At 74.3% G+C, this 21611-nt stretch carries 16 protein-coding genes, 3 tRNA genes and 1 pseudogene (1 of these 20 only partly in view); 14 read left to right on the forward strand and 6 right to left on the reverse strand.

Going from position 1 to position 21611, the window contains the following annotated elements:
* Nucleotides 1-20, forward strand: a tRNA-Ser gene (locus tag ACWDD7_RS02055) (it extends 167 nt beyond the left edge of the window).
* Nucleotides 21-76: 56 nt separating this feature from the next.
* On the opposite strand, the gene ACWDD7_RS02060 is transcribed toward ACWDD7_RS02055, so the two are convergent.
* Nucleotides 77-940, reverse strand: coding sequence for a bifunctional DNA primase/polymerase (locus ACWDD7_RS02060; protein ID WP_450455732.1), 864 nt, complete (start codon nt 938-940; stop codon nt 77-79).
* Nucleotides 941-1375: 435 nt separating this feature from the next.
* Between ACWDD7_RS02060 and ACWDD7_RS02065 the strand changes: the two are divergent.
* From ACWDD7_RS02065 to ACWDD7_RS02075, 3 genes and pseudogenes are all read left to right on the forward strand, one after another.
* Nucleotides 1376-1891, forward strand: a pseudogene (locus tag ACWDD7_RS02065) (thiolase C-terminal domain-containing protein); the annotation flags it as partial.
* Nucleotides 1892-2038: 147 nt separating this feature from the next.
* On the forward strand, nt 2039-2575 hold the full coding sequence (locus tag ACWDD7_RS02070) for a SigE family RNA polymerase sigma factor (protein WP_450455734.1): 537 nt from the start codon (nt 2039-2041) through the stop codon (nt 2573-2575).
* 126 nt (nt 2576-2701) lie between these two features.
* The gene (locus ACWDD7_RS02075) at nt 2702-4357 is read left to right on the forward strand and encodes a long-chain fatty acid--CoA ligase (protein WP_351875768.1); all 1656 of its coding nucleotides are present in this window, start codon (nt 2702-2704) and stop codon (nt 4355-4357) included.
* 48 nt (nt 4358-4405) lie between these two features.
* Here ACWDD7_RS02075 and ACWDD7_RS02080 read toward each other — a convergent pair whose 3' ends face one another.
* Together ACWDD7_RS02080 and ACWDD7_RS02085 are read right to left on the reverse strand one after the other, a co-directional pair.
* Entirely contained in the window at nt 4406-8791 is a 4386-nt protein-coding gene (locus ACWDD7_RS02080; RefSeq protein WP_450455736.1) for a PAS domain-containing protein, read from the reverse strand.
* Nucleotides 8792-8970: 179 nt separating this feature from the next.
* On the reverse strand, nt 8971-9426 hold the full coding sequence (locus tag ACWDD7_RS02085; RefSeq protein ID WP_450455738.1) for an SSI family serine proteinase inhibitor: 456 nt from the start codon (nt 9424-9426) through the stop codon (nt 8971-8973).
* A gap of 186 nt (nt 9427-9612) precedes the next feature.
* Between ACWDD7_RS02085 and ACWDD7_RS02090 the strand changes: the two genes are divergently transcribed.
* A tRNA-Ser gene (locus ACWDD7_RS02090) sits at nt 9613-9703 on the forward strand.
* Nucleotides 9704-9906: 203 nt separating this feature from the next.
* Nucleotides 9907-9979, forward strand: a tRNA-Arg gene (locus ACWDD7_RS02095).
* A gap of 254 nt (nt 9980-10233) precedes the next feature.
* On the opposite strand, the gene ACWDD7_RS02100 is transcribed toward ACWDD7_RS02095, so the two are convergent.
* Nucleotides 10234-10755, reverse strand: a complete 522-nt coding sequence (locus tag ACWDD7_RS02100; protein ID WP_450455740.1) for a hypothetical protein — start codon at nt 10753-10755, stop codon at nt 10234-10236.
* A 175-nt stretch (nt 10756-10930) separates the two neighbouring features.
* On the opposite strand from ACWDD7_RS02100, the gene ACWDD7_RS02105 reads away from it, so the two are divergent.
* Nucleotides 10931-11347: a DUF6234 family protein gene (locus tag ACWDD7_RS02105; protein ID WP_450455742.1), complete on the forward strand. Its 417-nt coding sequence runs from the start codon at nt 10931-10933 to the stop codon at nt 11345-11347.
* Between the two features lie 45 nt (nt 11348-11392).
* Here the strand turns inward: ACWDD7_RS02105 and ACWDD7_RS02110 are convergent, their stop codons facing one another.
* Together ACWDD7_RS02110 and ACWDD7_RS02115 are read right to left on the reverse strand one after the other, a co-directional pair.
* Nucleotides 11393-12568: a hypothetical protein gene (locus tag ACWDD7_RS02110; RefSeq protein WP_450455743.1), complete on the reverse strand. Its 1176-nt coding sequence runs from the start codon at nt 12566-12568 to the stop codon at nt 11393-11395.
* Nucleotides 12569-12663: 95 nt separating this feature from the next.
* On the reverse strand, nt 12664-13032 hold the full coding sequence (locus ACWDD7_RS02115; RefSeq protein WP_450455844.1) for a MarR family transcriptional regulator: 369 nt from the start codon (nt 13030-13032) through the stop codon (nt 12664-12666).
* Between the two features lie 216 nt (nt 13033-13248).
* On the opposite strand from ACWDD7_RS02115, the gene ACWDD7_RS02120 reads away from it, so the two are divergent.
* The 7 genes from ACWDD7_RS02120 (at nt 13249) to ACWDD7_RS02150 (ending at nt 21609) form a co-directional block, all read left to right on the forward strand.
* Nucleotides 13249-13614, forward strand: a complete 366-nt coding sequence (locus tag ACWDD7_RS02120) for an HGxxPAAW family protein (RefSeq protein ID WP_450455744.1) — start codon at nt 13249-13251, stop codon at nt 13612-13614.
* 140 nt (nt 13615-13754) lie between these two features.
* Entirely contained in the window at nt 13755-14627 is an 873-nt protein-coding gene (locus ACWDD7_RS02125; protein ID WP_450455746.1) for a DUF2797 domain-containing protein, read from the forward strand.
* Nucleotides 14628-14728: 101 nt separating this feature from the next.
* Entirely contained in the window at nt 14729-15466 is a 738-nt protein-coding gene (locus ACWDD7_RS02130; RefSeq protein WP_392212146.1) for a response regulator transcription factor, read from the forward strand.
* Complete coding sequence (locus tag ACWDD7_RS02135; RefSeq protein ID WP_450455748.1) at nt 15466-17190, forward strand: HAMP domain-containing sensor histidine kinase; 1725 nt, start codon at nt 15466-15468, stop codon at nt 17188-17190. Before ACWDD7_RS02130 ends, ACWDD7_RS02135 begins: the two co-directional genes overlap by 1 nt.
* A 14-nt stretch (nt 17191-17204) precedes the next feature.
* Nucleotides 17205-18494 carry a glycosyltransferase gene (locus tag ACWDD7_RS02140; RefSeq protein ID WP_450455750.1) on the forward strand — a complete coding sequence of 430 codons (1290 nt, stop codon included), beginning with the start codon at nt 17205-17207 and terminating at the stop codon, nt 18492-18494.
* Nucleotides 18491-20707 carry a glycosyltransferase family 39 protein gene (locus ACWDD7_RS02145; protein ID WP_450455752.1) on the forward strand — a complete coding sequence of 739 codons (2217 nt, stop codon included), beginning with the start codon at nt 18491-18493 and terminating at the stop codon, nt 20705-20707. The genes ACWDD7_RS02140 and ACWDD7_RS02145 overlap by 4 nt, the downstream gene beginning before the upstream one ends.
* 146 nt (nt 20708-20853) lie before the next feature.
* Complete coding sequence (locus tag ACWDD7_RS02150; protein ID WP_351875804.1) at nt 20854-21609, forward strand: TetR/AcrR family transcriptional regulator; 756 nt, start codon at nt 20854-20856, stop codon at nt 21607-21609.
* The last annotated feature ends 2 nt before the right edge of the window (nt 21610-21611 follow it).

Genomic DNA, 21611 nt, shown 5'->3' on the forward strand with positions numbered 1-21611 from the left:
GTCAAATCCCACCGCCTCCGCACAGGTCGTGCGTCACCAGGGGCGCCCCCGATCGAGGGGGCGCCCCTGGTGCGTCCTACGGACGGTGTCCCGTCATCCGGGCCGCCGAGGCGATCGTCGCGCGGGCCTCGTGTTCGGGGAGGCCGGTGTGGCGGGCGGCTTCGGCGAGGGGGGTGGCGAGGGTGGGGCCGAGGCCGTTCTCGTAGGCGCGGCAGGCGGCCCAGAAGAGGCGGGTGTTGCGCTGGCCCTCGTGCGCGGTCAGGACGAAGTGGACGAGGCCGCGGCCGTGGTCGCCGTGTCCGGCCGCGGGATCGCGGGAGGTGCCCGTCGGTGGCAGCAGCAGGCGCAGCAGGGCCGGCGGGCAGGCGGCCGGCGGCCGGCGGGCGGTGCCCGGCAGGGTGCCGTAGACGCCGTGGTCGGTGCGGGAGCCGGGGCCCACGAGGTAGCCGCCGGCGCCGCGGATGTCGATGCCGGGGGCGAGCCGGCTCGCGGAGTTCGGCACGGCGACGTCCGGGGGCCCGGTCAGCCACAGGTGGCGGCCGCCGCTCGGGGTGAGCACGACGACCGTCTCCGGGATCGTGAACAGATGGCGCAGGCCCAGCTCGCGCAGGGCGGCCGGGGCGTCCGTACCGGACTTGGTGTCCAGGTCGACGCCGATCAGGTGGTACGGCGGCAGCCCGCACGCGATGCCGTAGCCGGTGGCCCAGGGCGCGGCGGCGAACATCTCGCGGATGCGCGCCGGATCGGCCGAGGCGTCGTACACCCCGTGGCCGAGGCGGCCGCACTCGCCGTGGCAGGCGGGGCCGGGGTCGCCGTGATGGGGGGAACGCAGGGCCGGGAGCTTGGCGCGGGACAGGGGGAGGACGGCCAGGCCGCGTTCGGCGGCGGACAGGGCATGGGCGAGAGCCAGCGTCGTGGCCTGCCGGTCGATGGTGGCCATACCTCTATGTTCGTACGTGCGTTCGAAAAAGGAAAGGGGTTCATTCGCCGGTGACCACGCTCGCGTGCGAAGGGCGGCTCGTGGAGGGGTTCGCCGGAGATCGCCGGGCAGCTCTTCCCCCGTGACGATCGCCATGGCGGGCGCGCGCGCCGCCCCCCGATGCGCCCCGGTGGACGGCCCGAAGGGGTCTGCTCCGGGGGCGCTGATCGCCGGAGGGGCCTGCTCTGGGGACGCGGAACGCGGGACGCGGGACGTCGGCGCGGCGGTGCTTCGGTGCCGCCGCGCCGACGTGTGTCCGGCGGGGCTTTCCCCGGGCGCCGGGCGGACCTCCTCCTTGACAGCACCGCCATAACTGACGAGCGGTCAGAATTGCGCGGGGAGGCCGGAGATGGAGATGCGCACGGATGACACGCAGGCGCGGCTCAAGGCGTACGAGTCGTCGCCACCGACTGCGAGCAGGGGTACCTGCGCCCCCTGCGGCCGGGCGACACGATCACCTTCGACACGGTGATCGAATCGGTGTCCGGGCGGAAGACCACCAGGCTGGGCACCGGCTACTTCGTCACCACCCGCACCGACGTCCGCGGGGACGGCGACCTCGCGGGCACCCACCGCTTCCGCATCCTCAAGTACGCCCCCGCCCGCAGGCCGCCGAGGGCCAAGCGCCCCCGCCCCGTCGTCAACCGCGACAACGCCGGCTTCTGGCGGGGCGTCGCCGAGCACCGGCTGCTCGTCCAGCGCTGCACCGGCTGCGGCACCCTGCGCTTGCCCCTGAACACCCACGGGGGCCGGCTCGGGGAGGCGTACCTGCACGGCATGAACGGGATCGCCGAGGCGGTCCGCCGGCTGCGCGGCACCGCCGTGAACCAGGTCCCCGGGGCGGCCCGGACCCTGGTGACCGCCGGCACCGGGGTGCCGACATCCGGCCTGGTCCTGACGGCGGACCGGTGAGGTTCTCGGGGTCGGACCCGCAGACGGGTGTACCCCTGCTCCACCTTCAGGAGGTGGAGCCGTCCCCACCCCTACAACCTGAGGGGGACCCCGCTTCGGCACCTCCGGCCGATCCGGGGGTGCGGAGCCCGCTCATAGCGTGGAGCCATGACCACACCCGTCTGCACCAGCGCCTCGGCAGCGGCCCCTCCGTACCCCTCGTTCACGTCGTACGTGCGCGCTCGCCGGCCCCTCCTGCTGCGCACCGCGCGCTCGCTGACCGCGAACCCCAGCGACGCCGAGGACCTGCTGCAGACCGCGCTGGCCAAGACCTACGCCGCCTGGGAGCGGATCGAGAACCAGCGGGCGCTCGACGGCTATGTGCGCCGCGCGCTGCTGAACACGCGGACCTCCCAGTGGCGCAAGCGCCGGGTGGACGAGTTCGCCTGCGACGAGCTGCCCGAGCCGGAGCCGCTGCCCGACGACGACCCGGCCGAGCGGCAGGCGCTGCACGACGCGATGTGGCGGGCGATCATGAAGCTGCCCGCGCGGCAGCGGGCGATGGTCGTCCTCAGGTACTACGAGGACCTCAGCGAGGCCCAGACCGCGGAGGTGCTGGGGGTCTCGGTGGGCACGGTGAAGTCGGCGGTCTCCCGGGCGCTCGGCAAGCTTCGGGAGGATCCGGAGCTGGTACTGGTGCGATAGGCGGTGGTTTCGCCCGATATCTTCCGCACGCCAGTGACATTCCACCTAGTGACATACCACGCGGTATGTGCGCAGAATCAGCGCACCCCCCTACTACCGCGTAGGCACCGTCGCCGGGAGGACTCCGTGCTGAGCACCATGCAGGACGTACCGCTGCTGATCTCCAGGATCCTGACCCATGGGTCGACGGTCCACGGGGCCTCGCAGGTGATCACCTGGACCGGCGAGCCCGAGCCGCAGCGGCGCTCCTACGCCGAGGTCGGCAGCCGCTCGGCCCAGCTGGCCCACGCCCTGCGCGACGCCCTCGGGGTCACCGGCGACCAGCGCGTGGCCACCCTGATGTGGAACAACGCCGAACACGTCGAGGCGTACTTCGCGGTGCCCTCGATGGGCGCGGTACTGCACACCCTCAACCTGAGGCTGCCCGCCGAGCAGCTGGCGTGGGTCGTCAACCACGCCGCCGACCGCGTGATCATCGTCAACGGCTCCCTGATCCCGATGCTCGCCCCACTGCTGCCGCAGCTGAGCACCGTCGAGCACATCGTCGTCACCGGCCCCGGCGACCGCGCCCCGCTGGCCGGCGCCACCGCGCAGGTGCACGAGTACGAGGACCTGATCGCGGACCGGCCGACCAGCTACGACTGGCCCGAGCTGGACGAACGCCAGGCCGCCGCCATGTGCTACACCTCCGGCACCACCGGCGACCCCAAGGGCGTGGTGTACAGCCACCGTTCTATCTACCTGCACTCCATGCAGGTGCAGATGACCCAGTCGATGGGCCTGACCGACCGGGACACCTCGCTCGTCGTCGTCCCCCAGTTCCACGTCAACGCCTGGGGCCTGCCGCACGCCGTCTTCATGACCGGCGTCAACCTGCTGATGCCGGACCGCTTCCTGCAGCCCGCGCCGCTCGCCGAGATGATCGAGCAGGAGCGGCCGACCCACGCGGCGGCCGTGCCCACCATCTGGCAGGGTCTGCTCAAGGAACTGCTGGCCCGTCCTCGTGACGTCGCCTCCCTCACCCATGTCACCATCGGCGGCTCGGCCTGCCCGCCCGGCCTGATGCGGGCCTTCGACGAGCTGGGCATGCCGGTCGTGCACGCCTGGGGCATGACGGAGACCTCCCCGCTCGGCACCGTGGCCCGCCCGCCGGCCTCCGCCCTCGGCACCGACGAGGAGTTCGGCTACCGCCTCACCCAGGGCCGCTTCCCGGCCTCCGTCGAGGCCCGCCTCACCGGCCCCGACGGCGAACGCCTGCCCTGGGACGGCGAGTCGGCCGGCGAACTGGAGGTGCGCGGCGTCTGGATCGCGGGCGCCTACTACAACGGCCCCGACGCCGAACCGCTGCGCCCCGCCGACAAGTTCAGCGCGGACGGCTGGCTGAAGACCGGCGACGTCGGCGTCATCTCCCCCGACGGCTTCCTCACCCTCACCGACCGTGCCAAGGACGTCATCAAGTCCGGCGGCGAGTGGATCTCCTCCGTCGAGCTGGAGAACGCGCTGATGTCCCACCCGGCCGTCGCCGAGGCCGCGGTGGTCGCCGTACCGGACGAGAAGTGGGGCGAGCGCCCGCTGGCCACCGTCGTCCTCCGGGAGGGCGCGAACGCCGACTTCGAGACCCTGCGCGCCTTCCTCGCCGAGGAGGCCCACATCGCCCGCTGGCAGCTGCCCGAGCGCTGGACGATCGTGGAGTCGGTGCCGAAGACGAGCGTGGGCAAGTTCGACAAGAAGGTGCTGCGCAGGCAGTACGCGGACGGGGACCTGGACGTCACCCGGCTGTGAAGAAGGGGGGGCCGGGCGACTGCCCGGCCCCCCCTTTCCGTTCGCGTGCTAGTTGGTGCCGATCCGCGCCAGCAGATCCACGATCCGGGACTGCACCTCGGTGCTGGTGGACCGCTCCGCGAGGAAGAGCACCGTCTCGCCCGAGGCCAGCCGCGGCAGGTCGGCATGGTCCACGGCGGCCGTGTAGACGACCAGCGGGGTGCGGTTGAGCTGCCCGTTCGCGCGCAGCCAGTCCACGATCCCGGCCCGTCGGCGGTGCACCTGCATCAGGTCCATCACCACGAGGTTGGGCCGGAACCGGCCCGCCAGCGCCACCGCGTCGCTGTCGCTCGCGGCCCGCGCCACCTGCATCCCGCGCCGCTCCAGCGTGGCGGTCAGCGCCACCGCGATCTCCTCGTGCTCCTCGATCAGCAGCACCCGCGACGGATGCTGCTCGCTGTCGCGCGGCGCGAGCGCCTTCAGCAGCACCGCGGGGTCGGCGCCGTACGCCGCCTCGCGCGTCGCCTGCCCGAGCCCGGCCGTGACCAGCACCGGCACCTCGGCGGCCACGGCGGCCTGGCGCAGCGACTGCAGGGCGGTACGGGTGATCGGCCCGGTCAGCGGGTCCACGAACAGGGCGGCGGGGAAGGCCGCGATCTGCGCGTCGACCTCCTCGCGCGAGTGCACGATCACCGGCCGGTAACCGCGCTCGCTCAGCGCCGCCTGCGTGGTCACGTCCGGCGCGGGCCACACCAGCAGCCGGCGCGGATTGTCCAGCGGCTCCGGCGGCAGCTCGTCGTCCATCGGCTGCGGCCGCGGGGTGTCCGCCACCTCGACGGCCCCGCCGGGACCGTCCAGCGGCTCGGGCCCCTCGGCCGCGTTCGCGTCCGGCGCGCCGATGGCGTACGACCGTCCGCCGCCCTCGGTCCCCGGCGCGAGCCGCGACGCTCCGGGCAACGCCCCCTGCGCGGGCACCGCCTGGGACGACGGGTCCTGGCGCGCGGCCGGGTCGGGCGGCGTCCCCAGCTTCCGCCGCCGCCCGGAACCACCGGGCGTGTGCGGGGGCGGCGTGGCCTGCGTGACCTGCCGCGCGAACGGCACCCCCTGTCCGAGCGTACGGACGCTGATGGCCCGGCCCTCGGTGGAGTCGGGGTCGTACGCGCTCCCGGCCTCCGCGGGCAGCGGCAGCGGCTGCGCGGCACGCCGCTCGGCGGGCAGCGGGGTGCCGCCCGCGGGCGTCGGCTGGGGCACGGGGGTCCCGGCGGCCGGGGTGGTGGCCCGCGGCGGTACGGGGGTCCCGGCGGCCGGGGTCGACTGCGGTACGGGGGTGCCGGGCGCCGGGGTGGCCGTCGGCTGGGGCGCCGACGCGACGGGGGACGGCGGGACGGTCGCGGGCCCCTGGGCCGTCGCGCCGCTCCGCGCGGCACCGGCGCCGGTCTCGGCGGGCAGCGGCAGCGGTTGCGGCTGCGGCTGCGCGGCGGGGGTCCCGGCGGCCGGGGTGGCGTGGACCGGAGTGCCGTGGGCGGGGGTGCCGGGCCCGACCGCGGGCGGCCGCGGGGCCGGAGCGACGGGCTGCGCGACGTCGGGGCGGCCCGGAAGCGGCGGTACGGCCTGGGGCGCGTTCGGGGCGACGGGAGGGACGGGCGTCGCGGCGGCCGGCGGAGTGCCGGTGGCCACCGGAGCGGACGCCTGCACCGCGACCGCGGGCCCGGCCTGGAGGGCGATGCCCTGGCCGTTGGTCGCCTGTGCCTGCGCGGGGATGCCGCGACCGTTCGTCCCCCGCGTCTGCGCCGCGATGCCCTGGCCGTTGGTCGCCTGTGCCTGCGCGGGGATGCCCGGGGTGCCCGCGCCGGGCACCGGGGCCCCCGGGGTCGTACCGGCGGCCTCGGCCTGCGCGGGAGGTGCCACGGCGCGGCGGCGCCGGCCGGTCGGCGCGGTCGTGGGATGCGGCTGCGGCGGAGTGTGGTCCTCGGCCTGGCTCGGCGGTACGGCGTCGTGCCGCCCCTCCTCGCCCGGTACGCGTTCGGCGACCGGCGGCACCGGCTCGGTCCCGGCCCGCGGCGCCGGGGCCTCCGCCTGCGGGGCGCGGTCGGCCGCGGCGGGCGGCAGCGCGAAGACCGTACGCGCCCCCGACTCCTGCGCGGCGGCCCGCTCGGCGGCGGCGGCCAGCGCACGGCGGCGGCGCCCGGTGGGCCGACCCGGGTCCTCGGCGTCCTCGGCACCCGGCGCGTCCTCGCCCCCGGCCGCCGGAAGGGCGGCGGGCAGCGCGGCCTGCGGTGCCACGGGCACGCCCTGCGGCGCCGCGGGGACGCCCTGCGGCGGCACGGCACCCCCGAGCCCCGTACCGGCGGCGGCGGCGCCCGCGGCGTGCTCGGCCGCGGTCACCACGGCACCCTCGGCCACCCCGCCGGTGCCGGGGCGGGCGGGATCGATCTCGGCGGGCCGCCCGCGGCGCCGCCCGGTCCCACCGGACCCGCCCTGCGTGGCCTCGGCCGGAACCGCGGCCACCTCGTCGGCGGGTGCGGTCGCGTGCCTGCGCCGGCGCCCGGTGGGCGCGTGCGCGCCACCGGCCGGCGTACCCGAACCGGTCACATCGCTGTCGAGGAAGGCGTCCGTGGACCCGCGCCGGGCCCGCCGCCGGCCGCCACCGGACGTCTCCTCCGCCTCGGCGGGCACGGCGGGCTCCACCGGCGCCGACGACGCCGCGACGGCCCCCGCGCCGCCCCCGAGCGGCACTTCGGCCGACGCCGCGACGGCCCCCGCGCCGCCCCCGAGCGGTACTTCCAGGACGTACGCGCTGCCGCTCATGCCCGGCACGTCGTGCGTCTGGAGCACCCCGCCGTGGGCGCGCACGATCCCGCGCACGATCGGCTCGTGCACCGGGTCCCCGCCGGCGTACGGCCCGCGCACCTCGATGCGCGCGACCGAACCGCGCTGCGCCGCCGCGACGACCACGGTGTTGTCGAGGTAACCGCCCGTGGAGACGGGCGCGTTGCCGGTCGCGTCGACGCCGGCGACGTCCGCCACCAGATGCGCGAGCGCGGTGGCGAGCCGCTGCGGGTCGACCTCGGCCTCGATGGGCGGCGCGTGCACGGCGAACTGCACCCGTCCGGGCCCGATCAGTTCCACCGCGCCGTCCATGCCCGCGGCGACGACGGCGTCCAGCATCACCTTCGTACGGGTGATGTGCTCGCCGCCCGTGTCGATCCGCTGGTAGGCGAGGACGTTGTCGATGAGGGTGGTGATCCGGGAGTACCCGGCGGAGAGGTGGTGCAGCACCTGGTTGGCCTCGGGCCACAGCTGCCCGGCGTCGTCGGAGGCCAGGGCGCCCAGTTCGCGCCGCAGTTCGTCCAGGGGGCCGCGCAGCGAGCGCCCGAGCAGGGTGAGCAGCTGTTCGTGCCGCCCGGCCAGCGCCTCGTACCGGTCCTTCTCCCGCTCGCCGAGCGCGGCGTACCGCTCCTCGCCCGCCGCCAGCTCCTCCGCGTGCTTCTCGCGCAGCTCGGCCAGCTCGGTGTCGTACTTCTCGTGCAGCTCCTCGACCTCGGTGGCGTGCTGCTGGCGCAGCGCGGTGAGGTCGGAGGCGTGCTCCTCGGCGAGCTTCTCCAGGCGCTCGGCGTGCGCCTGCTCCAGCGTGGTCTTCTCGTCCACCAGGGAGTCGAAGGGCCGCCGGTCGGTGAAGGTCATCACGGCGCCGACGAGCTGGTCCCCGTCGCGCACCGGCGCCGTGGTCAGGTCGACCGGCACCGGATGGTCGCCCTTGGCCCACAGCACCTGCCCGCGCACCCGGTGCTTGCGCCCGGAGCGCAGGGTGTCGGCGAGCGGCGACTCGGCGTACGGGAAGGGGGAGCCGTCGGAGCGCGAGTGCAGGACGAGGTTGTGCAGCTCCTTGCCGCCCAGCTCGCCCGCGCGGTAGCCGAGGATCTGCGCGGCGGCCGGGTTGACGAGCACGATCCGCCCGTCGGTGTCGGTGCCGACGACGCCCTCGGACGCGGCCCGCAGGATCATCTCGGTCTGCCGCTGTGAGCGGGCCAGCTCGGCCTCGGTGTCGACGGTCCCGGACAGATCCCGGACGACGATCATCAGCAGCTCGTCGCCCGTGTAGCCGTGACCGTCGTACGCCTGCTGCCCGTTCTCCAGGTTCGCGCTGGTGACCTCGACCGGGAACTCGGCCCCGTCGGTGCGCCGGGCGACCATCCGCGCGGGCTTGGTCCGGCCCTGCGGGTCCCGCCGGCCGGGGCGCCGCATGGAGCCGGGGATGAGCCGCGAGTCGAACTCGGGCAGCAGATCGAGCAGCCCGCGCCCGACGAGCGCGGTGCCGGGGGCCTCGAAGGCCTCCAGCGCGATGGTGTTGGCGTTGACGACGGTTCCGTTGGCGTTGACCAGGACCAACGCGTCCGGCAGAGCGTCGAGTATGGCTGCGAGGCGAGCAGCGCCTCGGGATGGCCTGCTGCTCACGAGACGCTTCCTCCCTGTTACCGCACCTTGCCGACCGCTCGGGCCATCTTGCCAACCGGCCCGCGACGTGTCACGCGAGGGAGTCTATGCGCACGTGTTGCGCCGGGGGTGTCGGATGAGAGGGAGGTCCCACGAGGAAGTGACGCCGATGCGGTGACGACCGGACCTTTGCACCGGGCCTACCCGATCTTCGGCAGCAGCGGCACCATCCGGTCCCAGCGCGCGATCTCGCACCCGTCGTGGCGGTCGTACGAGGCGTCGACCGGCCGTCCCGCCCAGGTACCGGTGACCCGCGCGGTGGCCGGCCCGCCGGAGATCATGCTGCAGACACTCCCGGGCGGTACCGGCGCGAAGAGGTCCCGTCCCCACTGTGTCTGCGCGTCAAGCTTCCGGCAGGCCCCCTCCACATCCGGGTGACGCCCGCCGCCGGGATGACAGAACAGCTCGTACGTCCCGTCCCGCCCGGCCCCGGCGTGCCGTACGACGACGGTGAGGTGATCACTGCCGCGTTCGTACCCCTGCCCGAAGGCGGCGGGGGCGGCGATCAGGGGTGCGACGACGGCTACGGCGACGGCGGAGACGACACGACCGGTGCGGCGGGGGCGACTGGCGCGGCCCGGGAGAACAGAACCCATGCCCTCCTCAACGCCCGACTTCCGAGGACGTTGCGCCACGTTCCCCCGGAAAACGCCACCCCGCCGGAGAAGCCCTTTGCCCTGCGGCCCGACTGCCTAGTACCGTGGGGGGCGATTGGTGACGCCGCACTTGGCTGTGTCATCATCTGCACGCACCACTCGCGCGCTCGTGCGAGCGGTTGTGCTGGAGGCGTCGCCTAGTCCGGTCTATGGCGCCGCACTGCTAATGCGGTTTGGGCCTTAAAGCCCATCGAGGGTTCAAATCCCTCCGCCTCCGCCCCAACCGAAGCCCCGGTCCCCATGACCGGGGCTTCGTCGTTCCTTCCCCCGGCTCCGCCCCCACCCCCCTCCTTGGCGTTTCCGCAGGTCAGAAGGGGTGTGCCAATCGGATTTCACATGACGGCGGCAGTCATGTAATGTTCTTCCTGTCGCCGGGACGGGCCGAAAGGAACGGAAACGGAGACAAGAACAAAAGAACAAGCACTCGTAGCTTAACGGATAGAGCATCTGACTACGGATCAGAAGGTTGCAGGTTCGAATCCTGCCGAGTGCACAGAGACGAGAGGCCCCGGAGAGATCCGGGGCCTCTCGCGTTTCGGGGGTCGTATATCGCCGGCCCCGTCCGCGCGCCTCGATGGTCCGGATCAAGGGACCTCACCCGAATCACCGGACCTTGAGCGCCAGGGCTGAGGCGGGCGGCGCCGACCGAGGGGGGCGCACTCCACCAGGCGAGCCGGCAACGGGCGCGGACAACGGCCCGGCGGTAGGGGAGTTGCGGCGAGGGAGTCGCGAGCCGCCGGCCCCGGCCTACTGCCGCTCGGGTGGATTCGGATCCCACCCGGCCGCGAACGACCAGGTCAGGCCGGGCCCCGAAGTGAAGCGCAGCGAGCCGCTGGAGCGGTTCTCGGGCATGCCGATCTCGTTCAGCGCGGGCAGCACCTCGCCCTTTTCGCACAGCAGCCGGAAGGAGACGTCGGTCGGCTGCACCCGGACGGTGAGACGGCCCGCACCTTGGCAGTTGACGGCGACCGCCAGGGTCTCGCCCGCCTTGATCCCACCCGGAATCGGATAGACGACGTCGCCCTTGACCGCGGTGTCGCCGACCAGTGGCGTCATGCCGTCCGCGCCGATGGCCGGGGCCCTGTCCACGGAAGGGCCGCGAGGATCGGGGGTCGCACCGGCCGACGGCGGGGGCGACGGCGGCGCGGTGCCTCGGGCGGGGCGGGTCGCGGAGGCGCTGCCGTGCTGGCCGGGGCTGCAACCGGCCGCTGCCAGAGCGGCGGCGAACACGCACGTGACCAGGCGGACGGACCGCCGTGTGACTGCCATCAGACGCTCGGCTCCCGGATGTGCCGGCCGACGTGACGAGGGTGCGGTCGTCACCGTACCTTCCGGCTGCCTGCGGATGCGGAGGAGACCCCGACGACGCCGGCACCTGCCGCCGGGGGCGGGATGAGTAGCCGTACTCATGCGGCCGCCCTGCCCGCGTGGGCAGGGTGCCGGTATGGACCTGCCCGCCGCTCCGCCGGCCTTCGACGCGACCACCGGGTCGGGGCGCCGCCCCCGTGCCGACCCGGGCGCCGACATCGGGGCCGGGTGCGGTCTGCTGTTCCTGGAGTCGTCGGCCCTGGTGGTCGTCCTCGGGCTCTGGTGCCTGTCCGGGTTCGACCTCGACCCGGCCGGGGCCGTCACGGCCGATCCGTTGTGGAAGTACCTGGCCGCCGTCGGCGGTGTCGGGGTCCTCGCCGTCGTGGCGGCCGTGATCGCCGCGCGGGCCGGGGCCGTCGTGACGGTGGTCACGCAGACCGTCATGGCCGTTCTGACCTGCGTCGTCATCTTCGGCGGGGCGGCGGTGCAGTCGCACCAGGAGCAGCTGTGCCGTGACCTGCCGGCGGCGTCGGGCTGCGCGGGCGGCGACTGAAGGTGTGGATGTCCCCGGTCGTGCGGAGCGCGCCACGAGGCCGGATCAGGAGATCGCCCGTGCCGCCTCGGGTGCCCGTGCGAGCGCCGACAGACAGGCGCCGCCGGCGAGGAGGCAGCCGCCCGCGGCGCACGCCAGCAGGGTCGGGGCGTGCTGGGGGCGGAGGAAGAGGCCCACGGAGAAGCTCAGGAACAGGGCGGCGTTCAGGAGCCAGTTGAAGGCGGCCCAGGCGTCGGGCTGGCCCTCGGACGGGACGCCGGACCAGATGACGCGGGTGAGGAGGAGGTTGAAGACGCCGTTGCCGATGCCGCCCAGGGTGAAGGTGACGGCGGCGGACCAGAAGGGGAGGCCGAGGCTCGGCAGGCCGATCGCGAGGGCCACCAGGACGTTGGACACGGGAAGGAGCGCGCGGATGCCGGTGACACGCTTCGGGGTCGCCGCCGCCGCGATCATGGACGCCACGGCCCAGCAGGCCATCACCACGCCGAGCCCGTCCGCGTCGTAACCGGGTGTCCGGGCCAGCATGAAGGGGCCCGAGACGCCCTCCAGACTGGTGGTGAGCAGCATGACGGTCAGGCAGAGCAGCCCGAGCGCGCCGAACGCCCGGGGTGCCACCAGCCGGCGGAATCCGGCGGTGGCGCGACGACGCGTCGCCCCGCCGTCCTCCGGGGTCCGCGGCGACCAGGCCACGGCCAGCACCAGCAGGAACGTGAGAGCGTTCAGCGCGAAGGCCGACCCCGCGCCGGAGGCGGCCACCACCACCCCCGCCAGCACCATGCCCGCGGCACCGGCCCCCGCCTTCGACACGCTCCACCACCTGGCCAGTTCGGCCTGCCGTCCGCCGCTTTGCGCGTGCAGGAGCGACCGGGAGAACGGCATCGTCAGGGCTTCACAGGACGCGGCGACGAGGACGGCGGCCAGGACGACGGCCCGGTGGTCGGCCAGCACGGCCGCGGCCGCGAACGCCACCACCTGCCCGGTAAGGCCGGCCCGCCACGCCGTCCGCGACCGGATCCATCCCCGGGAACCGACGAGCGGCGTCAGCACCAGGACCGGGACGGTCTGCGCGGCCAGCACGGCGGCCAGGAACGTCGTCGATCCGGCCCGCACCGCGATCAGGGCGTACGCCACCTGCACCAGCCTGTCCCCGAACTCCGAGGCGGACAGGGCGAGAAGAAGCCTGACGAGCCCCCTGGGGCAGGCGTCGGAACGGCCTGGCAACGCCGGCTCCTCCCACACTCGCGGAGATGACAGGGGAGGTTATCCCGCGCCCCGCCGGCAGCGCCCGGGGATTTCCGGCCCCGAGAGGGCCGGGGTCAGCACTCCCTCGTGGCACCGTCGGGGTCGAGCTTCTCCAGGTACTCGTGGGCGAGGGCCGTCGAGCGTGTGAACCAGTCGGTGATGACGGCCAGTTGGTCCGGCGTGTGGTCGGTGAGCAGGGCCGCGAGGCGCCGGTGGTGGCCCGCGTACATCGCCTGGACGCGGTCGACCGCCCCGGGTACGGCGGCCACGCGCACCCGGCGGCGGTCCGTGGGGTCGGGACGGCGGGTGACGTACCCGGCGCGTTCGAGGCGGTTGAGGACGCCGGTCACCGCGCCGGTGGTGACATGGGCGCGGGCCGCGAGGTCGCCGGCCCGTGAGCAGGCCCTCGCCCGCTCGCCGGACGAGGGTGAAGCAGACCGGATCGGCGACGGTCAGACCCAGCCGCCGGCCAGCTCCTGCCGGCCGATCAGGTGGGCGGCGACGAGGTGGTCCATCGCCGCCGGGGCCTCGGCGGGGGTGGCCGACGGGTGGGGCGTGCCCTGTATCTGTTCAATTCCCCTTGGAACGTCAGACGTTCGAAGCGTGGATGCCTTGACCGGTGAGGGAATCTCGTCGGTCTCGTTCCTGGAGGCGGCCCCATGAGTCTGTACGACGAGGGCCACACGATCGCCGGCTGGACCGGCCTCGGGATCGCGGCGGTGGGCGGCTGCGCGGTCGGCCTCGGGATCTGCGCGGACTCGCTCCCGTTGATCGTCGGCGGCCTGGCCCTGGCCGCGGTGAGCGTCCCGGTGACCTGGGTCCTGCATCTGTCCGGCTGGGGCGAGCCGCCGGGTGTCCGGCCCAGGGAGCAGTGGCCCCTGCGCGTCCGTGACGCACAGGCCCGCGAGGGGCACGCCGCGTGCGTCGGCCGCCGGCCGGCGGGGCGGGAGCGGAGGGCGGCCGAGACGGCCGCGCCCGTCGCGCCGAAGGGCGCCGGAGTCCCCCCTTTGTCCCCGGCCGAGTGAACGTTGCCTCCATGCGCGTCAGCTGATGCGCGCGGTGGCGGCCCGCCCTGCTCCGGCGCCCGTGCGCGGGCCCGTGCCCGCCGTACCCCCGCACCGGCTCCCGGGGGCGTTGTCAGACCCACCCCCTACCCTCATGCGTGATGGCACAGACGTGGAGATGCTCCGGGCTTCGCTGGTCCGCCGACGGTCCCCTCCTGGAGTGGGACGGCGGGCGGGGCAGCGCGCTCACCTGGGGGAAGAGGATCTCCTTCGCGGTGCCGGAAGGGGACCGGCGGACGTGCGCGGGGGCACGGGGGCACGCCTGTCCGGGGCAGGTGGTGGTGGCCGGGCGGAGCACGGGGGCCCGGTGCGAGGAGTGCGCGCGGCTCGACCGGGCGCACTCCGTGGCCGCCGACACGATCGCCGACGACCCCCGGCCGTACCGGGTGTACCTCGCCTGGTTCGGGCCCGGCATGGTCAAGGTCGGGATCACGGCCGTGGAGCGGGGGACGGCGCGGCTGCTGGAGCAGGGGGCGGTCTGTTTCAGCTGGCTCGGGACCGGGCCCCTGATGGCGGCCCGGCGTACGGAGGAGATGCTGCGGGCCGCGCTGGGGGTGCCGGACCGGATTCCGTACGCCGTAAAACGGGCGCTGCGGGCGCGACTGCCGCGGACGGAGGGGGAGCGGGCGGCCGAGGTCAGGGAGCTGCACCGGCGGGCCGTCGCGCTCGCCCGGTGGCCGGAGTCCCTGCGGGCCGCCCCCTGCGAAGTCGTCGATCACGTACGGGTCTTCGGGCTCGGGGGAACACCGGCCGCCCGCGGTGAGGTGGCCGAGCTCGTCCCCGGCGGTGCCGTGAGCGGGGAACTGGTCGCGGCGGCCGGGCCCGATCTCCATCTGGCGGTCGGCGGGCGGGGGGTCGTCGTGCTCGACACCCGGCTGATGCGGGGATGGGGGCTCGTGCCCTCGCCGGGGGAAGGGGACCGACTCACCGTCCCCGTGAGGGAGTTCGTCCGGGAGCAGGAAGGGCTGTTCTGAGGAGCCACCCAGGCGTTGTCTGAGTGGTGGCTGTGTGTTTCTCAGGAAAAACCAAGACTGGTGAAACACTCTTCTCAGAGGGCCCCGACAGGGTGACCGCCATGACCACGACCTCGCCCCAGGGGCGCACCGAACTGCTGAGGCCGGACGGAAGCCCCGTCCGCGTGCTGGTGGTCGACGACGAGACGTCGATCACGGAACTGCTGAGCATGGCCCTTCGCTACGAGGGCTGGCAGATCAGAAGCGCGACGGACGGCCAGGGAGCCCTGCAGACGGCCCGCGAGTTCCGGCCCGACGCCGTCGTCCTCGACATGATGCTGCCGGACATGGACGGGCTCGCCGTGCTCGGCCGACTGCGCCGCGAACTGCCGGACGTGCCCGTGCTGTTCCTGACCGCCAAGGACGCGGTGGAGGACCGTATCGCCGGGCTCACCGCGGGCGGCGACGACTACGTCACCAAGCCGTTCAGCCTGGAGGAGGTCGTCGCCCGGCTGCGCGGGCTGATCCGCAGGTCCGGGGCGACCGACCGGCGCTCCGAGTCCGTGCTCGTCGTGGGCGACCTCACCCTGGACGAGGACAGCCACGAGGTCACCCGGGGCGGTGACTCCATCCACCTCACCGCCACGGAGTTCGAGCTGCTGCGCTTCCTCATGCGCAACCCGCGGCGCGTGCTCAGCAAGGCGCAGATCCTGGACCGTGTCTGGTCGTACGACTTCGGCGGGCAGGCCAACGTGGTCGAGCTGTACATCTCCTACCTGCGCCGGAAGATCGACGCCGGTCGCGACCCCATGATCCACACCCGGCGCGGCGCCGGATACCTGATCAAGCCCGCCGTGTGATGACCGGTCCCCTCCGGCCGTCCCGCTCCGCCCGCTCGCCCCGCACCCTGCGCACCCGCCTCGTCGTCGTCTCCGTCGTGCTCATCGCCGTCGTCTGCGCGGTGATCGGCACCGTGACCACCCTGGCCCTGCGCTCGCATCTGTACGACCAGCTCGACGGTCGGCTGGACGAGGTCGGCAAGCGTGCCTCCGGCGCCTTCGCCCCGCCGGGGCAGGACGAGAGGCCCGGCGCGCCCGGCGGCGCACAGGCACCCAGGGGCATCGAGCTGGACCAGTTCGTCGCCCTCGGTCCGCAGCCGCAGTACACGGTCGTGGCCGAGGTGCGCGACGGCACCGCCACCGAGGGCAAGGTGGGCCGCAGGTCGGGGTCCGCGCCGTACCTCAGCGCCCAGGACCTGGACCGGGCCCAGCTCGCCGCCCTCGGCACCGTGCCCGCCGACCACCGCGCGCACACCCTCGGCCTCCCCGGCCTCGGCAGCTACCGCGCCCAGTACGTCACCGGGCCCAACGGCTCCTTCTACGTGGGCATCCCGACCGAGGACACCGACGGCATCATCAACACCCTGATCCTCGTCGAGGTCTGTGTCACCGCCGCCGGACTGCTCGCCGCCTGCCTCGCCGGAACCGTCATCGTCGGCGTGGCCACCCGCCCGCTGCGCAGGGTCGCCGCCACCGCCACCCGCGTCTCCGAACTGCCGCTGCACACCGGCGAGGTGAACCTCAGCGAACGCGTCCCGGACGCCGAGTGCGATCCGCACACCGAGGTCGGGCAGGTCGGCGCCGCGCTGAACCGGATGCTCGACCACGTCCGCGGCGCACTGGAGGCCCGGCAGCAGAGCGAGACGCGGGTACGGCAGTTCGTCGCCGACGCCAGCCATGAACTGCGCACCCCTCTCTCCTCCATCCGCGGCTACGCCGAACTGACCCGGCGCGGCCACGAACAGGTCGGTCCCGACACCCGGCACGCCCTCGGGCGGATCGAGTCCGAGGCCGGACGGATGACCCTGCTGGTGGAGGACCTGCTGCTGCTCGCCCGCCTGGACGCCGGCCGGCCGCTGGAGTTCGCCCCGACCGATCTGGTCCCGCTCGTCGTGGACACCGTCAGCGACGCCCGCGCGGCCGGCCGCGACCACAACTGGCGGCTCGCCCTGCCCGACGAACCCGCCCCGGTCTCCGCGGACGCCGCCCGGCTCCAGCAGGTCCTGGTCAACCTGCTGGCCAACGCCCAGCGCCACACCCCGCCCGGTACGACCGTCACCGCGCGGGTGCGCCGGCAGGGGCCGTGGCTGTGCGTGGACGTCGAGGACGACGGGCCGGGAATCCCGGGCGAGTTGCTCCCGCACGTCTTCGAGCGGTTCGCCCGCGGGGACTCGGCCCGGTCGCGGGCCACCGGATCGACCGGGCTCGGGCTCGCCATCGTGCAGGCCGTCGCGACGGCGCACGACGGCGCGGTGAGCGTGGCGAGCGTCCCCGGACGGACCGTGTTCACCGTGCGCCTGCCCGCACTCGCCCCCGGCCCCGGCCCGGCCCCTCGACCGGCCACCGAGCCGTTCTCCGGCCCCGCCGGTTCCGCCGAGCCGGTCGGCCCCGCCGCCGAGCCCTTCTCCGGCCCGACCGGCCCGACCGGGCCCGCCGCGCCCGCCGCCGAGTCCCCCGCCGTCCCCGCCGCCCCGCACTCACAGCCCTCCCACAGCGCCACCACACCGACGCGACAGGGCGCCTGACCAGAGTCGGTTCCATGCGAACCGACTCTTCCCACGACTCGCCCCCGGGGGCGCTGCCGGCTCGGGAGCACCTGCCGGCCTCGGCCGCCGGTACGGCCGTCCTGGACGTGGTGATCCCCGTCTACAACGAGGAGCAGGATCTCCGGCCGTGCGTCCGCCGGCTGCACGAGCATCTGACGCGCACCTTCCCTTACTCCTTCCGCATCACGATCGCGGACAACGCCTCCACGGACACCACCCCGCTGGTCGCGGCCCGGCTGGCGGCCGAGCTGCCCGGGGTGGGCGTCGTACGCCTGGAGCAGAAGGGTCGCGGTCGTGCGCTGCGGACCGTGTGGTCCGCGTCCGAGGCGCCGGTCCTCGCCTATATGGACGTCGATCTGTCCACCGACCTCAACGCCCTCCTGCCGCTGGTCGCGCCGCTGATCTCCGGCCACTCGGATCTCGCGATCGGTTCCCGGCTGGCCCGCTCCTCCCGGGTCGTGCGCGGCCCCAAGCGCGAGCTGATCAGCCGGGCGTACAACCTGATCCTGCGCGGCTCGCTCAAGGCCCGCTTCTCGGACGCACAGTGCGGGTTCAAGGCCATACGGGGGGATGTGGCCCGGGTGCTGCTGCCGCTGGTGGAGGACACCGGCTGGTTCTTCGACACCGAGATGCTGGTGCTCGCCGAGCGGGCCGGGCTCAGGATCCACGAGGTGCCGGTCGACTGGGTGGACGACCCCGACTCCACCGTGCACATCGTGCGCACCGCGACCGACGACCTCAAGGGCGTGTGGCGGATCGGCCGGGCGCTCGCCACCGGTTCGCTGCCGCTGGACCGGCTCGCCCGGCCCTTCGGCGACGACCCGCGCGACCGCGAACTGGCAGGCGTCCCCGGGGGACTGGCCCGCCAGCTGGTCGGCTTCTGCGTGGTCGGCGTCCTGTCGACCCTCTTCTATCTGCTGCTCTACAGCGGCTTCCGGCAGTTCTGCGGGCCGCAGTTCGCCAACGGCCTCGCGCTGCTGGTCTCGGCCGTCGCCAACACGGCCGCCAACCGCCGGCTGACCTTCGGGGTGCGCGGCCGCGGCGGCGCGGTCCGCCATCAGGCGCAGGGCCTGGTGGTCTTCGCCATCGGACTCGCCCTGACCAGCGGTTCCCTGGCCGCCCTCGGCGCGGTCGGCGGCCACCCCGCGCACTCCACCGAGCTGGCGGTCCTCGTCACCGCCAACCTCGCCGCGACCGTACTGCGGTTCCTGCTCTTCCGCGCCTGGGTGTTCCCGGACCAGCGGGGACCGTACGGCACCGACACCCCGGAAGGGTCCCGATGAGCACCTCCTACGACCGCCCGCTCGACGCGAACGAGGGGCCGGGCGGCACGACCGGATGGGCACCGCCCCCGGCCGCCGCGACCCGGCCGTCCCTCCCGCACCGGCTGTGGCGCGGCCGCCCCGAGGACCCGCGCTGGGCGCGCCCCGCCTTCCTCGGGCTGCTGGCCGCCACCCTGCTGCTCTACCTCTACGACCTCAGCGCCTCCGGCTACGCCAACTCCTTCTACTCGGCGGCCGTCCAGGCGGGCAGCAAGTCCTGGAAGGCGCTCTTCTTCGGGTCGCTGGACGCGGGCAACGCCATCACCGTCGACAAGCCCCCGGCCGCGCTGTGGCCGATGGAGCTGTCGGTGCGGGTCTTCGGCCTGAACTCCTGGGCGATCCTGGCGCCCGAGGCGCTGATGGGCGTGGCGACGGTGGCCGTCGTGTACGCCGCCGTGCGCCGCCGGTCCAGCCCCGCCGCCGGTCTGATCGCGGGCGCGGTGCTCGCGCTCACCCCGGTCGCGGCGCTGATGTTCCGGTTCGACAACCCCGACGCGCTGCTCGCCCTGCTGATGTCCGTGGCCTGCTACCTCGTCGTACGGGCGCTGGAGGACGGCCGGACCAGGTGGCTGGTGTGGGCCGGGGCGGCGATCGGCCTCGCGTTCCTCGCCAAGACGCTCCAGGCGTTCCTGATCCTGCCGGCGCTCGCCGCGGTGTACGCGGTGTGCGCACCGGTGTCGCTGAAGAAGCGCCTCGGCCAACTGGCCGCCGCCACCCTCGCGTTGGTGGTGTCCGGCGGCTGGTGGGTCGCGATCGTCGAGCTGTGGCCGGCCTCGTCCCGCCCCTACATCGGCGGCTCGCAGCACAACAGCTTCCTGGAACTGACCTTCGGCTACAACGGGTTCGGGCGGCTCAGCGGCGACGAGACCGGCAGCGTCGGCGGGGGCGGGGGTCCCGGCGGAGGCCCCGGCGGCGGGATGTGGGGGGCGACCGGCTGGGACCGGATGTTCGGCACCGAGGTCGGCGGCCAGATCTCCTGGCTGCTGCCCACCGCGCTGATCCTGCTGGTCGCGGGTCTGCTGGCGACCCGGAGGCGCGGGCGTACGTCGGTCACCCGCTCCTCGTTCCTGGTCTGGGGCGGGTCCCTGCTGGTGACCATGGCGGTGTTCAGCTACATGGCCGGCATCTTCCACCAGTACTACACCGTGGCCCTCGCCCCCTACATGGCCGCCGTCATCGGCATGGGCGCCGGGCTGCTGTGGGAGCGGCGCCGGGAGGTGTGGGCGGCGCTCGCCCTCGCCGCGTCCGTGGTGGCCGCCGCGGCCTGGGGCTGTGTGCTGCTCGACCGCACGCCCACCTATCTGCCCTGGCTGAAGTGGCTGGTTCTGGTGGGCGGGCTGGTGGCGGCCCTCGGCCTGATCTTCGCCGGGCATGTCACGCGGTCCCTCGCCCTCGCCGCGGCGGCGCTGGCCCTCGTCGCCGCGCTGGCCGGGCCGACGGCCTACACCCTGAGCACGGTGGACTCCGCGCACGAGGGCTCCATCCCGACGGCCGGCCCGGCGGGTGCGGGCATGATGGGCTTCGGCGGCGGCCGGGGGCCGGGCGGCGGACCCGGCGGCGGGGGCATGCCGGGCCAGGGGAGTCGGCAGGGACAGCAGAACCAGCAGGGCGGACCGGGTCAGCAGGGCGGCGGACCGGGTCAGCAGGGCATGCCCGGTCAGCAGAACGTGCCCGGTCAGTGGAACGGCAACGGCTTCCCGGCCGCCGGCGGCGACTTCGGCGGCGGTTTCCCGGGCGGCGCCCCCACCGGCGAGGGCGGCCGCGGTGCCGGCGGCATGGGCGGTCTGCTGGACGGCGCGGACGTCGGCTCGGCCGCCAAGGCGCTGCTGATGAAGGACGCGTCCCGGTACACCTGGGTCGCCGCGTCCATCGGCTCGCAGAACGCGGCGAGCTACCAGCTCGCCACCGGAGACCCGGTGATGGCGATCGGCGGCTTCAACGGAACCGACCCGTCGCCGACGCTCGCGCAGTTCAAGCAGTACGTGGCGCAGGGCCGCGTCCACTACTTCATCGCCGGCGGCATGGGTGGCGGCATGGGTGGCGGCGAGGGCGGCGGAGGCGGCCGTGGCAGCGGCACCGGCTCGCAGATCAGCTCCTGGGTCCAGAGCACCTTCAAGAAGGTGACCGTGGGCTCGGCCACCTTCTACGACCTCACCCGGCGCGCGGACGGCTGAGGGAGAACGGCGGAGCGGGTCCGCGTCTAAGTGCCGGGGGATGTGGGTAACGGCACAGGGATGCGGGCCCGTGCTCCTCATACCGGCCGACCCCTGGCATCGTGGGCAGCGGCCTCGTGCGGCCGGAAACAGAGGAAGGTGCGCCGGTGGCGAAGACGGCGGGGCGGTCGGCGCGGGACAGTGTGTGGCTCCAGGAGGAGCCCCGGCGCGGTGGGCGCGGCGGCCAGCCCTCCGGCCTCGACCGGGAGCGGATCACCGCCGCGTCGGTACGACTCCTCGACGCCGAGGGCCTCGCGAAGTTCTCCATGCGCCGCCTCGCCGCCGAGCTGAACGTCACCGCGATGTCCCTGTACTGGTACGTCGACACCAAGGACGACCTGCTCGAACTCGCCCTGGACGCGGCCTACGGCGAACCGCGCCTGCCGGGCGAGGACGACGACACCGACTGGCGGGAGCGGCTGCGGGCACTGGCCGCCGAGTACCGGGCCCTGCTGGTGCGCCACCCCTGGCTGTCCCGGCTGGCCGGCCAGTACCTGAACATCGGCCCGCACTCGCTGGACTTCTCCCGCAGCGTGCAGCGCGCCCTCGCCCGCTCCGGGCTGCCCCCGCACCGGGTGAGGGGCGCGATCTCGGCCGTCTTCCAGTTCGTGTACGGATTCGGCACGATCGAGGCCCAGTTCATGTGCCGGATCGCGGACTCCGGGCTGACCGCGGACGACTACTACCAGCAGGCCGTGAACCTGGTCCGGGAGGACCCCCACACCGCCGACTTCGTCCAGGAGTCCAGGCAGATCATGGACGCCGGCGGCCGGGGGACCGTCGCCGAGCTGATGGACCGTGACTTCACCTTCGCCCTGGACCTGCTGATCGCGGGGATCGAGGCGATGGTCGAACGGGGCTGACC

It is taken from the genome of Streptomyces sp. NPDC001056 (assembly GCF_053598955.1).

Excerpts from the sequence above, each read along its gene's own strand:
- ACWDD7_RS02120 (WP_450455744.1), top strand. The coding sequence starts at position 13,249 with ATGAGTCTGTACGACGAGGGCCACACGATCGCCGGCTGGACCGGCCTC.
- ACWDD7_RS02070 (WP_450455734.1), top strand. The coding sequence starts at position 2,039 with ATGACCACACCCGTCTGCACCAGCGCCTCGGCAGCGGCCCCTCCGTAC.
- ACWDD7_RS02145 (WP_450455752.1), top strand. The coding sequence starts at position 18,491 with ATGAGCACCTCCTACGACCGCCCGCTCGACGCGAACGAGGGGCCGGGC.
- ACWDD7_RS02130 (WP_392212146.1), top strand. The coding sequence starts at position 14,729 with ATGACCACGACCTCGCCCCAGGGGCGCACCGAACTGCTGAGGCCGGAC.
- ACWDD7_RS02060 (WP_450455732.1), bottom strand. The coding sequence starts at position 940 with ATGGCCACCATCGACCGGCAGGCCACGACGCTGGCTCTCGCCCATGCC.
- ACWDD7_RS02085 (WP_450455738.1), bottom strand. The coding sequence starts at position 9,426 with ATGGGTTCTGTTCTCCCGGGCCGCGCCAGTCGCCCCCGCCGCACCGGT.
- ACWDD7_RS02140 (WP_450455750.1), top strand. The coding sequence starts at position 17,205 with ATGCGAACCGACTCTTCCCACGACTCGCCCCCGGGGGCGCTGCCGGCT.
- ACWDD7_RS02105 (WP_450455742.1), top strand. The coding sequence starts at position 10,931 with ATGGACCTGCCCGCCGCTCCGCCGGCCTTCGACGCGACCACCGGGTCG.
- ACWDD7_RS02125 (WP_450455746.1), top strand. The coding sequence starts at position 13,755 with ATGGCACAGACGTGGAGATGCTCCGGGCTTCGCTGGTCCGCCGACGGT.
- ACWDD7_RS02100 (WP_450455740.1), bottom strand. The coding sequence starts at position 10,755 with ATGGCAGTCACACGGCGGTCCGTCCGCCTGGTCACGTGCGTGTTCGCC.
- ACWDD7_RS02135 (WP_450455748.1), top strand. The coding sequence starts at position 15,466 with ATGACCGGTCCCCTCCGGCCGTCCCGCTCCGCCCGCTCGCCCCGCACC.